9 protein-coding genes are annotated in these 12,234 nt (G+C 71.3%); 6 read left to right on the top strand and 3 right to left on the bottom strand.

The genetic code is table 11. The annotated features are described in order from the left end of the window. The first annotated feature begins 1 nt into the window (after window position 1). Window positions 2-1,573 (top strand): NADH-quinone oxidoreductase subunit M, encoded by a 1,572-nt coding sequence (locus ABZ818_RS23970; protein ID WP_361418121.1) that lies wholly within the window; start codon window positions 2-4, stop codon window positions 1,571-1,573. Next, on the top strand, window positions 1,570-3,219 hold the full coding sequence (gene nuoN, locus ABZ818_RS23965; RefSeq protein WP_361418118.1) for an NADH-quinone oxidoreductase subunit NuoN: 1,650 nt from the start codon (window positions 1,570-1,572) through the stop codon (window positions 3,217-3,219). Before ABZ818_RS23970 ends, nuoN begins: the two co-directional genes overlap by 4 nt. Before the next feature lie 69 nt (window positions 3,220-3,288). Here nuoN and ABZ818_RS23960 read toward each other — a convergent pair whose 3' ends face one another. Then, entirely contained in the window at window positions 3,289-3,891 is a 603-nt protein-coding gene (locus ABZ818_RS23960) for a Uma2 family endonuclease (protein ID WP_361418115.1), read from the bottom strand. A gap of 197 nt (window positions 3,892-4,088) precedes the next feature. Here ABZ818_RS23960 and recQ point away from each other — a divergent pair, with 197 nt between their 5' ends. Next, window positions 4,089-6,089, top strand: coding sequence for a DNA helicase RecQ (gene recQ / locus ABZ818_RS23955; protein ID WP_361418339.1), 2,001 nt, complete (start codon window positions 4,089-4,091; stop codon window positions 6,087-6,089). 35 nt (window positions 6,090-6,124) lie between these two features. Here the strand turns inward: recQ and ABZ818_RS23950 are convergent, their stop codons facing one another. Further along, window positions 6,125-7,063, bottom strand: a complete 939-nt coding sequence (locus ABZ818_RS23950; RefSeq protein ID WP_361418113.1) for a M56 family metallopeptidase — start codon at window positions 7,061-7,063, stop codon at window positions 6,125-6,127. Between the two features lie 186 nt (window positions 7,064-7,249). Next, window positions 7,250-8,461 (bottom strand): fumarylacetoacetase, encoded by a 1,212-nt coding sequence (fahA, locus tag ABZ818_RS23945; RefSeq protein WP_361418110.1) that lies wholly within the window; start codon window positions 8,459-8,461, stop codon window positions 7,250-7,252. A 214-nt stretch (window positions 8,462-8,675) separates the two neighbouring features. Between fahA and ABZ818_RS23940 the strand changes: the two genes are divergently transcribed. The 3 genes from ABZ818_RS23940 to ABZ818_RS23930 all read left to right on the top strand — a co-directional run bounded on the left by ABZ818_RS23940 (window position 8,676) and on the right by ABZ818_RS23930 (window position 12,143). After that, a complete protein-coding gene (locus ABZ818_RS23940) occupies window positions 8,676-9,914 on the top strand; it encodes an ATP-grasp domain-containing protein (RefSeq protein WP_361418107.1) in 1,239 nt (412 codons plus the stop codon). A gap of 86 nt (window positions 9,915-10,000) precedes the next feature. Continuing rightward, window positions 10,001-11,203 carry an FAD-dependent oxidoreductase gene (locus ABZ818_RS23935; RefSeq protein WP_361418104.1) on the top strand — a complete coding sequence of 401 codons (1,203 nt, stop codon included), beginning with the start codon at window positions 10,001-10,003 and terminating at the stop codon, window positions 11,201-11,203. Window positions 11,204-11,339: 136 nt separating this feature from the next. Further along, window positions 11,340-12,143, top strand: a complete 804-nt coding sequence (locus tag ABZ818_RS23930; RefSeq protein WP_361418101.1) for an HAD family hydrolase — start codon at window positions 11,340-11,342, stop codon at window positions 12,141-12,143. The last annotated feature ends 91 nt before the right edge of the window (window positions 12,144-12,234 follow it).

Below are 12,234 nucleotides of genomic sequence, written 5' to 3'. Positions count from 1 at the left end.
GATGTCCTTTCCTCTGCTGACAGCGACGGCGGTGCTCCCGGCACTCGGGGCCATCGCCACGGCCGCCGTGCCGGCCGCCCGGCGCACCGCCGCGAAGTGGCTCGCGCTGGTCGCCTCGCTGGCCACGCTCGCGCTGGCCGTCACCGTCCTGGTCCGCTTCGACCCGGGCGGCGCCCGTTACCAGCTCACCGAGTCCCACTCCTGGATCGCGTCCTTCGGCGTCAGGTACGAACTGGGCGTCGACGGCATCGGGGTGGCGCTGGTCGGGCTGACCGCCCTGCTCATCCCGTTCGTGATCCTGGCCGGCTGGCACGACGCCGACCCGCTGGAGACCGGAAGCCGCCGCTGGCGGCCGACACAGGGCTTCTTCGCGCTGATCCTGGCCGTCGAGGCGATGGTGATCATCTCCTTCGAGGCCACCGACGTCTTCCTCTTCTACATCTTCTTCGAAGCCATGCTGATCCCGATGTACTTCCTCATCGGCGGCTTCGGGGACCGTGCCCACGAGCACGGCGAGGAGACGGCGTCGACCCAGCGGTCGTACGCGGCGGTGAAGTTCCTGCTCTACAACCTGACCGGCGGTCTGATCATGCTGGCCGCGGTGATCGGGCTGTACGTGGTCGCCGGGAGCTTCTCGCTCACCGAGATCGCGCAGGCCCGCGCCAACGGCTCGCTGCACATGGCGACCGACGTCGAACGCTGGTTGTTCCTCGGCTTCTTCTTCGCCTTCGCGGTGAAGGCGCCGCTGTGGCCGCTGCACACCTGGCTGCCCAACGCGATGCAGGAGTCGACCGCGCCGGTCGCCGTCCTCATCACCGCGGTCGTCGACAAGGTGGGCACCTTCGCGATGCTCCGCTTCTGCCTCCAGCTGTTCCCGGAGGCGAGCAAGTGGGCCACGCCGGCCATCCTCGTCCTCGCCCTGATCAGCATCATCTACGGGGCGCTGCTCGCGGTGGGCCAGCGGGACATCAAGCGCCTGATCGCGTACGCGTCGATCTCGCACTTCGGCTTCATCATCATGGGCATCTTCGCGATGACCAGCCAGGGCCAGTCCGGGGCGACGCTCTACATGGTCAACCACGGTCTGTCGACGGCCGTGCTCATGCTGATCGCCGGCTTCCTGATCTCCCGGCGCGGCTCCCGGCTCATCTCCGACTACGGCGGTGTGCAGAAGGTCGCTCCGGTGCTCGCCGGCACGTTCCTGATCGGCAGCCTCGCCACCCTGTCCCTGCCGGGACTGGCGCCCTTCGTCAGTGAGTTCCTGGTCCTGGTCGGCACGTTCACGCGCTACCCGGCGATCGGCATCGTCGCCACCTTCGGCATCGTGCTCGCCGCGCTGTACACGCTCGTCCTGTACCAGCGGACGATGACCGGCCCCGTGAAGCCGGAGGTCTCGGCGATGCCGGACCTGCGGGTGCGGGAGCTGGTGGTCGTGGCCCCGCTGGTGGTGCTGCTGATCTTCCTGGGCGTCTATCCGAAGCCCGTCACGGACATCGTCAACCCGGCGGTCCAGCAGACCATGTCCGACGTACACAAGACCGACCCGAAGCCCGCAGTGGAGGCGGCCAAGTGAGCGGAGCAGCCGTCCACAGCCTGTGGACAACCGCGGCCGACCCGATCTCGAAGATCGAGGCGCCGAAGATCGAATACGGGCAGTTGTCGCCCACCCTGATCGTCGTGGGCGCGGCGATCGTCGGAATGCTCATCGAGGCGTTCGTCCCGCGCAGGTCGCGCTACTACGCGCAGGTGTTCGTGTCCGTCGTCGCGCTCGCCGCCGCGTTCGCCGCGGTCGTCGCGCTCGCGGCGGACGGATACGGCACCACCAAGGCGCACATCGCGGCCATGGGGGCCATCTCCGTCGACGGACCCTCGCTCTTCCTCCAGGGCACGATCCTGCTGGCGAGCCTGGTCGCCCTGTTCACCTTCGCCGAGCGGCGACTGGATCCGGAGGCGCACGGCAACCGCGTCGACTCCTTCGCCGCGCAGGCGGCGGCCGTACCGGGCAGCGAGAGCGAGAAGGCCGCGGTCAAGGCCGGTTTCACCACCACCGAGGTCTTCCCGCTCCTGCTCTTCGCGGTCGCCGGCATGCTGGTGTTCCCCTCGGCCAACGACCTGCTGACCCTGTTCGTGGCCCTGGAGGTCTTCTCCCTGCCGCTGTACCTCCTGTGCGCGCTGGCCCGCCGCAAGCGGCTCATGTCGCAGGAGGCCGCGGTCAAGTACTTCCTGCTGGGCGCCTTCGCCTCCGCCTTCACCCTGTTCGGCATCGCGCTGCTGTACGGGTACGCGGGCTCGGTGTCGTACGCCAGGATCGCGCAGGTCGTCGACGGCAACGTGCCGAACGTCGACCCGGCACTCGCCAACACCATGGGCAACGACGCGCTGCTGCTCATCGGCGCCGCGATGATCGTGATGGGCCTGCTGTTCAAGGTGGGCGCGGTCCCGTTCCACATGTGGACGCCGGACGTCTACCAGGGCGCTCCGACCCCGGTCACCGGTTTCATGGCGGCGGCGACCAAGGTGGCGGCCTTCGGCGCGCTGCTGCGGCTGCTGTACGTCGTGCTGCCGGGCATGCGGTGGGACTGGCGGCCGGTCATGTGGGGGGTCGCGATCGTCACCATGCTGGGCGGTGCGATCGTCGCGATCACGCAGACCGACATCAAGCGGCTGCTCGCGTACTCGTCGATCGCGCACGCGGGCTTCATCCTCGCCGGTGTCATCGCGACCTCGAAGGACGGCGTCTCGTCCGTGCTGTTCTACCTGGCCGCGTACTCCTTCGTGACGATCGGCGCGTTCGCCGTGGTCACGCTGGTGCGCGACGCGGGCGGCGAGGCCACGCACCTGTCCAAGTGGGCGGGGCTGGGCCGGCGTTCCCCGCTGGTGGCGGCCGTGTTCGCGGTGTTCCTGCTGGCCTTCGCGGGCATCCCGCTGACCTCCGGCTTCGCCGGGAAGTTCGCGGTGTTCAAGGCGGCGGCCGAGGGGGGCGCGGTGCCGCTGGTCGTGATCGGTGTGATCTCGTCGGCGATCGCGGCCTTCTTCTACGTCCGCGTCATCGTGCTCATGTTCTTCAGCGATCCCCACCCGGAGGGCCCGACGGTGGCGGTGCCGTCCCCGCTGACGATGACCGCGATCGGCGTGGGCGTGGCGGTCACGGTGGTGCTCGGCGTGGCCCCGCAGTACTTCCTGGACCTGGCCAACCAGGCGGGAGTGTTCGTGCGCTGAGGTAGCGCCGGAACGCGGTGGCCCGGCCCCCTGGTGGGGCCGGGCCACCGCGTTCCGGTGTGCTCGGACCTATTTGCCCTTGCCGTGGCGCGTCCTGATCTCGGTGAGGTCCAGGTCCACGGAGAACGGGGCGTCCACCTTCATCCGCCCCCTGAAGATGCCGACGCTGGTGTAGGAGCCGGTCGTGGGTTCCAGATCGAAGACATGCACCGCGGCGCGGCCGTTCTCGTTCTCGATCCGCCAGTGAGGGATCTTCGCCCGCGCGTACTTCAGCGGCTTGGTCTCGCGGTCCCGGGAGACGGAGTCCTCGGAGACGACCTCCACGGCCAGGATCACGGCCTCCGCCGGGAACCTGGTCTGCCCCGGGCCCTCGTCCACCACGTCTCCTCGTACGACGACGGCGTCAGGCTCGGGCCTGTTCTGGCGGTCGATGTCGATGGTGAACTCGCGAAAGACCTCGTAGTCCTCTGGTGCCAGCGACTGCAAGTGCCACTTGAAGAAGTCGACGGCGCGCTCATGGAAGGCGGTTTGCGGACTCACGAAGACCAGGCTCCCGTCGATCAATTCCGTGTGCGGAGGCAGATTCGGAAGCCGGTCCAGGTCGTCGGCGGTCCAGCCGCCTTCCGGCGGGGTCGGCCAGGTGGGCTCGGACGCCTTCGGTGCGACGCTCATCAGTACTCCCATGGGACGGAGTCTCGCCGGTCTGCTCAGACTATCGGCCCGAAAGGGAGTCTCCTGCGTACGTGTGAACGACTGTCGTGTCGTTGACCGGGGGTTACACGGCCGGCCTGTGGACAAGTCCGGGGGTGTCCGCGGGGGCCCCTATCGTGGAGGCAGTGGTCGAGGAGCGAGGTGTGGGGGACGAGGCGATGGGCGGGACGGATGGTGTCACCGACATGTCAGTGACGGAGAGCGAGGCGCTGGCGACGCTGCGCCGGGTCTTCGGGTACGAGGAATTCCGGGGCGAGCAGGAAGCGGTCGTCGAGCATGTGGTGGCGGGCGGCGACGCCGTCGTGCTCATGCCCACCGGTGGCGGCAAGTCGCTGTGCTACCAGCTTCCGTCCCTGGTCAGGCCCGGTACGGGCGTCGTGGTGTCGCCGCTCATCGCGCTGATGCAGGACCAGGTGGACGCGCTGCGGGCGCTGGGCGTGCGCGCCGGGTTCGTGAACTCCACGCAGGACTTCGACGAGCGCCGGGTGGTCGAGGCGGAGTTCCTGGCCGGCGAGCTCGACCTGCTCTACCTGGCACCGGAGCGGCTGCGCCTGGACACCACGCTCGACCTGCTCTCCCGCGGCAAGATCTCCGTCTTCGCCATCGACGAGGCGCACTGCGTGTCCCAGTGGGGCCACGACTTCCGCCCCGACTACCTGGCGCTGTCTCTGCTGGGCGAGCGCTGGCCGGACGTGCCGCGGATCGCGCTCACCGCGACGGCCACCCACGCCACGCACCAGGAGATCACCCAGCGGCTGAACATGCCGCGGGCCCGGCACTTCGTGGCCAGCTTCGACCGGCCCAACATCCAGTACCGGATCGTGCCCAAGGCCGATGCCAAGAAGCAGCTGCTGACCTTCCTGCGCCAGGAGTACCCGGGCGACGCGGGCATCGTGTACTGCCTGTCGCGCAACTCGGTGGAGAAGACGGCCGAGTTCCTCACCCGCAACGGCGTCGAGGCGGTGCCGTACCACGCGGGCCTGGACGCGGGCACCCGTGCGGCGCACCAGTCCCGCTTCCTGCGCGAGGACGGCCTGGTCGTGGTCGCCACCATCGCCTTCGGCATGGGCATCGACAAGCCCGACGTCCGCTTCGTCGCCCACCTGGACCTGCCCAAGTCCGTGGAGGGCTACTACCAGGAGACGGGCCGCGCGGGCCGGGACGGCCTGCCGTCGACGGCCTGGATGGCCTACGGCCTGAACGACGTCGTGCAGCAGCGCAAGCTCATCCAGTCCGGTGAGGGCGACGAGGCGTTCCGCCGCCGGGCCCAGGCCCACCTGGACGCGATGCTCGCCCTGTGCGAGACGGCCCGGTGCCGCCGAGGCCAGCTCCTCGCCTACTTCGGCCAGGAACCGGGCGCGGCCGGCTGCGGAAACTGCGACACCTGCCTGACCCCGCCCGAGACCTGGGACGGCACGATCGCGGCCCAGAAGGTGCTGTCGACGGTGGTGCGGCTGAAGCGGGAGCGGGGGCAGAAGTTCGGCGCGGGACAGATCATCGACATCCTGCTCGGCAAGCGCACCGGCAAGGTGATCCAGTTCGACCACGACCAGCTGTCCGTGTTCGGCATCGGGGACGATCTCACCGAGGGCGAATGGCGCGGTGTCGTACGGCAGTTGCTGGCGCAGGGACTGCTCGCGGTGGAGGGCGAGTACGGCACGCTGGTGCTGACCGACAGCAGCGGGTCGGTGCTGCGGAGAGAGCGGGAGGTGCCGCTGCGCAAGGAGCCGAAGAAGCCGGCCGTGTCGCGGGCTTCGGCGGCCCGGGACGACCGCAAGCCCAGGGCGGTGGCGGCCGAGTTGCCCGAGGAACTGCTTGCCGCCTTCGAGGCCCTGCGCGCCTGGCGCGCCGAACAGGCCCGCGAGCAGGGCGTCCCGGCGTATGTCATCTTCCACGACGCCACGCTCCGGGAGATCGTCACGATCTGGCCGACGTCCGTGGCACAGCTCGGCACGGTCGGCGGCGTCGGCGAGAAGAAGCTGGCGACGTACGGGGAGGGCGTGCTCGGGGTGCTGGAGTCGCTGGCCGGCCCGTCCGGTGACGCCACGGCCGACACGGGGACGGCCGGATCAGGAACGGCCGGGACCGGGACGGCCGGCGCGGGTGAGCCGGAACCGGTGGAGGGCCTGCCCGAGCCGGAACCGGACGACTGGATATAGGCGGTCCGCGCCGGTCACGGCGACGGGCCCGCTGCTCAGCCCAGCGCCGTCAGGCCCGGGGCGAACGTGATCAGGAGCGGGAGCAGCGGCACCAGGGCGGCGACCGCCGTGGTCAGCGCCCGGCGCCTGCGGTCCAGCCGCGGCGGCGGCTCCAGCAGGCGGTCGACCCGCTCGCTCAGCAGCCGGTTGCTGGAGGCGCAGGACAGCACCCCGCGGTGCTGGTTGAGCTCGATCAGTGCGAGGGCCGTGGTGAGGTGGCCGTGGCGGCGGGAGGCCGTGTCGTCGGCGGCCAGTTCGACCAGGCGGTGGGTCTGCTCGCAGAAGTGCGTGAACAGCGGGATGTGCGGAAAGCCGGTCGCCAGCGCGGTCGACAGGTGCAGCAGCCAGTCGTGGTGGGCGCGGGCGTGACCCCGCTCGTGCGCGAGGACGGCGTCGAGCTGGTGGCCGGTGAGCCGGTGCAGGGCGCCGGTGGTGACGACGAGCTGGGGCGGATGGCCGGGCATCCACCAGGCGTCGGGGTACTCGTCCTCCAGCACCAGCAGCGGTCCGCGGGCCGCCGGAAGGCCCGCGGGCAGATCGGGGGCGCGTTCGCGCAGGTGCGCGCGGGCCAGGCCGCGCCGGCGGCGGGCCTCGACGAGCTCGCGGGCGAGCATCGCGGTGGTCCAGGCGGCGCCGCCGGCCAGCAGCAGGGTGAGGCCGGCGGCCCAGACCGGCGCCACCGACGAGTCGTAGGCGGCCGTCACGGCCGGCGGCGCGGGGGCGAAGACCCGGTCGTGAACGGTACTGAAGACGGCCGCGGTGCCCAGCACGAGCCCCGTGAGGCAGCACAGCAGGACGGTGGCGACCAGGCACTGCCACACCCACAGCGCGACGACGGGCTCCCGTTCGGGCCACCCCGCCCGGGCCAGCACGCGAGGGACCGGCACGGCGAGCGTCAGCGCGACGGCGCTCAGCAGGAGCAGGCAGGCGGTCATGCCTCGGACTCCGGATCCTCGTCGGAGGTGGGCGGGTGTAGGGGTCGTGCGGTGGAGCGGTGCTGTGCGGCCGGCCGGCGCGCCGGGCGCGCACGGCCTGCCGCCAGTATGACGGCCACGGGCACCGGGAGTCAGGGGTCCGCCACCACCAAATCCCCGGCGTGGGAAGGGCCGCAGGGCCTCCGCTCAGCCCGAGACGATCCGCCCCGTCACCTCCCCGAGGCCCACCCGCGTGCCGTTCGCGCCCGGCGCCCAGGCCGAGAGCGTCACCACGTCGCCGTCCTCCAGGAACGCCCGCTTGCCATCGGGGAGTTCCAGCGGCTCCCGGCCGTTCCAGGTCAGCTCCAGCAGCGAGCCGCGCTCGTGCTCGGCGGGTCCGCTCACCGTGCCCGAGCCGTACAGGTCGCCCGTGCGCAGGGACGCGCCGTTGACCGTCATGTGGGCGAGTTGCTGTGCGGCCGTCCAGTACATGGTGGAGAAGGGCGGCTCGGACACCACGTGGCCGTTGATCGCGACGGAGATCCGCAGGTCGTAACCGCCGGGCTCGTCCGCGGAGTCGTCGAGGTAGGGCAGCAGTGGGTGCGTGCGTCGCGGCGGGGCCACCCGTGCCTCCTCCAGGGCGTCCAGCGGAGTGATCCACGCCGACACCGACGTGGCGAAGGACTTGCCGAGGAACGGCCCGAGCGGGACGTACTCCCAGGCCTGGATGTCGCGCGCCGACCAGTCGTTCAGCAGGCACAGCCCGAAGACGTGCTCGCGGAAGTCGCCGAGCGCGACCGGCTGCCCCATCCGCGAGGGCGCGCCCACCACGAAGCCGACCTCCGCCTCGATGTCCAGGCGGACCGAGGGGCCGAACACCGGCGCGGGGTCCGTGGGGCCCTTCCGCTGGCCCGACGGGCGCACCACGTCCGTGCCGGAGACCACCACCGTGCCGGAGCGGCCGTGGTAACCGATCGGCAGGTGCTTCCAGTTGGGGGTCAGCGAGTCCTCGGCGTCAGGGCGGAAGATCTGCCCCACGTTCCGGGCGTGGTTCTCCGAGGCGTAGAAGTCGACGTAGTCCGCGACTTCGAAGGGGAGGTGCAGGGTCACCGAGGACAGCGGGTGCAGGAAGGGCGCGACGGTCTCCTGGTGGGCCGGCACCGTCACCCACGACGTCAGCGCGCGCCGCACGTCGGACCACGCGGTGCGGCCCGCGGCCAGCAGCGGGTTCAGGGTCGGCCGCGCGAGCAGCCCGGCGTACGGCGAACCGAGGGCCCGCGCCGCCGCCCCCGCGTCGAGCACGTGGTCGCCGAGCCGGACGCCCACGGTCCTCTCCGGCGACCCGGCGCGGGAGAAGACGCCGTAGGGAAGGTTGTGCGGACCGAAGGGGTCGCCCTCGGGGACCTCGAAGGGGGGCATGGGTACTGCCTTCCTTTCCGGAATTCCATGTGGTCGGGCCACACGTTACGGGGGCGTCGCATGTCTTGGGCAGTGTCTAAAGAGTTTGCAATGTCCGAATTGGTCTTGTGGGAGGGGGCAATTCCGGCTTAGCGTCCTCTGGGGGCGCGGACGGGGTGGGTCCGCTCCATAGGGGGGACACGTGGGGGGACCCGTGGCCAGGAATGCCGTCAGTGTGCCTTTCCGGGCCGACCGTGAGGTCCCGGGCCTGATCGTGAAGTTCGGCGACTACCCGCTGCACCACGGCGGGGTGGGCGCGATCCGCAGCCTCGGCCGTCTGGGCGTGCCAATGTACGCGATCACCGAGGACGCCTACACACCGGCGGCCTCCTCCCGTTATCTCAAACGCGCGTTCGTCTGGCCGACCAGGGGCACGGAGGGCGCGGACCGTCTGGTGGAGGGACTGCTGCGGATCGGCCGCCGCATCGGCCGGCCCACCGTCCTGGTGCCCACCGACGAGGAGGCCGCCGTCCTGATCGCCGAGCACCAGGACGAACTCAAGGGTCACTTCCTCTTCCCGCCCGTCGCCCCCGGCCTGCCGCGCCGCCTGGCCAGCAAGCAGGGCCTGCACGAACTCTGCGTGGAGCACGGCATCCCGAGCCCCACCGCCGCCTTCCCGGAGTCGTACGACGACATCGTGGCGTTCGCCGAGAAGACCCGCTTCCCGGTGGTGGCCAAGAACCGCGAGGCGTTCGTGCGGCGCAGCAGCCCCGCGGTGAACGGCACCACGAGGATCAACAGCCGTGAGGGACTGCTGGCCCTGGCCCGCGACTGGGGCGAGCGGCCGGGCGTGATCCTCCAGGAGTATCTGCCGCGGGAGCAGGCCGAGGACTGGATCGTGCACGCCTACTTCGACCAGGACTCGGCCCCGCTCGCGATGTTCACCGGCGTCAAGGTCCGCTCCTGGCCGCCGCACGCGGGCATGACGGCGAACGCGTACGTCGTCGACAACCCGGAACTCGCCGACCTCGCCGCGCGGTTCATCAAGCAGATCGGCTTCACCGGCATCATCGACCTCGACCTGCGTTTCGACCGGCGCGACGGGCAGTACAAGCTGCTCGACTTCAATCCGCGCATGGGCGCGCAGTTCCGGCTCTTCGAGAGCGAGTCGGGCGTGGACGTCGTCCGTGCCATGCACCTCGACCTGACCGGCCGCCCCGTCCCGGAGGGCGAGCAGCGCGCCGGCCACCGGTACGTCGTGGAGAACATCGACCTGCCCGCCCTGCTCGCCTACCGCCGCAGCGGCTACACCACGCCGCACGCACCGGCGAGGGCGAGCGGCACGGAGCTGGCCTGGCTCGCGGGCGACGACCCGATGCCGTTCCTCACGATGCTCGCCCGCTTCGTGCGGCCGGGCGCCCGGCACCTCCATCAGCTGTGGCGGACCAACCGCCGCGGCGGCACGACCGGTTAGGGCAGAGCACGACCGTATGCGGGCGGCCCGTCCCGCCGCCCGAGCCGGCCCACGAAGTGACGTGAGCACGTCCTGGGGAGGACTTCGTGAACCAACCGGTGGCAGTCATCGGTGCCGGGCCGTTCGGCCTGTCCACCGCCGCCCATCTGCGCGCCCGGGGCATCCCGGTCCGCGTCTTCGGCGAGCCCATGGTCGCCTGGCGCGACCACATGCCCGCCGGAATGCTGCTGAAGTCGACCCCGGCCGCCTCCGGCATCGACTGCCCGCAGCGCGGCCACACCCTCGCCGACTACTGCGCCGCGGCCGGCATCGGACCGCTGGTGACCGACGAGGACATCATCCCGGTGGAGACCTTCATCGCCTACGGCGAGTGGTTCCAGCGCAGGCTGGTGCCCGAGCTGGAGCGGGTGCGGGTGGTGTCGGTCGACCGGCGACCGGGCGGCGGCTTCGAGCTGAAGCCGGACTCCGGGGAGCAGTTCACCGCCCGGGCGGTCGTGGTGGCGACGGGCTTGTCGGGCCTGTCCCATCTGCCGCCGGAGCTGGCCGCTGCGGTGCCGGACGGCCCCACCCCCACCGGGCCGCTCTCGCACAGCTCCCAGCACCACGACCTCGGCCGGTTCGCCGGGAAGGAGCTGATCGTCGTCGGGGCCGGCCAGTCCGCGCTGGAGACGGCGGTGCTCGCGGCGGAGGCCGGCGCGCGGGTGCGGGTGGTGGCGCGGGGCCGCGGCTCGGTCGCCTTCGGCGCCCCGCCCTGCGAGCAGCCGAGGTTCCGGCCCGAGTCGCCCTTCGGCCGCGCCTGGTCGCTGTGGGCGCTGAGCTACTACCCGCAGCCCTTCCGGTACCTCCCGGCCGGGGTCCGCCACCATCTGGTCCGCCGGGTCCTCGGCCCGCTCGGCGCCTGGTGGCTGCGCGAGCGCTTCGAGTCGGCGGTGCCGGTGCACGAGGTGAGCGGCATCGTGCGGGCCGTGGTCACGGGCGGGCGTCCGGTACTGACGGTGCGCACCCTCGCGGGCGAGAGCCGGGAACTGGAGGCGGACCACGTCATAGCGGCCACCGGCTACCGCGTCGACATCGCCGCGATGGGCTTCCTCGGCCACGAGCTGCGCACCGGACTCGCGGTCAGCCGCGGCGCCCCGAGGCTCGGCGCGGGCTACGTCTCCTCGGTACCCGGCCTGTACTTCACGGGGTTGCCGGCGGCGGCCTCGTACGGACCGGTGATGCGGTTCGTGTGCGGCACGGAGTTCGCCTCGCCGCGGCTGGCCGCACACGTTGCGGCGGCGCACGGTTGAAACCCACCTCGCCTGCGGTGCCGGAGCGCTCTCACAGATAAGGAAGTTGAGGAGAGGGGAGCCGGCAGCCCCGTGGCCTTCGCGGTCGTCCGGTTCCGGTCGAGTCGGCGGGCCGCGCCATCCGTATTCTCTGATCATGGCCGCCCTCGCATATGCCCTCATCGCCACTGACCTGGACGGAACGCTGCTGCGCGGCGACCACACCGTGTCCGAACGGTCCCTCGCCGCGCTCGCGGGGGCGGCTGCCGCCGGTGCCCGGCACCTCGTGGTGACCGGACGGCCGGTACCGAGGGTGCGGGAACTGCTCGATGTCCTCGGCACCGCGGGGCTCGCGGTGTGCGGTCAGGGCGCCCAGCTCTACGACGCAGGCAGCGACCGCCTGCTGTGGTCGGTCACCCTGGACCGGGAGCAGGCCGAGACCGCGCTCGGCAAGATCGAGGCCGAGGTGGGGGAGGTGCACGCCGCGGTCGACCAGGACGGGGTCGAGGGGCTCACGCTCATCGAGCCGGGGTATCTCATGCCGCACCCGGCGCTGCCCGCCGTACGGGTCGAACGGCGCGACGACCTGTGGCGCGCGCCCATCAGCAAGGTGCTGCTGCGTCACCCGGTGCTGTCCGACGACGAACTGGCGGCGGCGGCCCGCGGCGCGGTGGGTTCTCTCGCCACGGTCACCATGTCGGGCCCCGGGACCGTCGAACTCCAGCCGTGCGGCATCACCAAGGCGACCGGGCTGGCGCTGGCCGCCGAACACCTGGGACTGGGCCGCGAAAGCGCCCTCGCCTTCGGCGACATGCCGAACGACATCCCGATGTTCCAGTGGGCCGCCCGGGGGGTCGCCATGGCCAACGCCCACCCCGAGCTGAAGGCGGTGGCCGATGAGGTCACGATGTCGAACGAGGACGACGGCATCGCCGTCGTCCTCGAACGACTGTTTGTCTAGTAGGACTCCGTTAGGTTGCTCTGGTTCTTGGGTTTGGGCTGGTGGTGGACGTTCTGGGCAGCGGGCGGTGGCAGGTGGTGCAGGTGCCGGT

Source organism: Streptomyces sp. NPDC047453 (assembly GCF_040643155.1).
Lineage (GTDB): Bacteria > Actinomycetota > Actinomycetes > Streptomycetales > Streptomycetaceae > Streptomyces.
The sequence above is the reverse complement of the archived record's forward strand: the minus strand, read 5'-3'. Positions and strand labels throughout refer to the sequence as shown.

Coding starts and splice junctions, on each gene's coding strand:
- ABZ818_RS23970 (WP_361418121.1), top strand. CDS start 2: ATGTCCTTTCCTCTGCTGACAGCGACGGCGGTGCTCCCGGCACTCGGG.
- ABZ818_RS23960 (WP_361418115.1), bottom strand. CDS start 3,891: ATGAGCGTCGCACCGAAGGCGTCCGAGCCCACCTGGCCGACCCCGCCG.
- recQ (WP_361418339.1), top strand. CDS start 4,089: ATGGGCGGGACGGATGGTGTCACCGACATGTCAGTGACGGAGAGCGAG.
- ABZ818_RS23950 (WP_361418113.1), bottom strand. CDS start 7,063: ATGACCGCCTGCCTGCTCCTGCTGAGCGCCGTCGCGCTGACGCTCGCC.
- fahA (WP_361418110.1), bottom strand. CDS start 8,461: ATGCCCCCCTTCGAGGTCCCCGAGGGCGACCCCTTCGGTCCGCACAAC.
- ABZ818_RS23930 (WP_361418101.1), top strand. CDS start 11,340: ATGGCCGCCCTCGCATATGCCCTCATCGCCACTGACCTGGACGGAACG.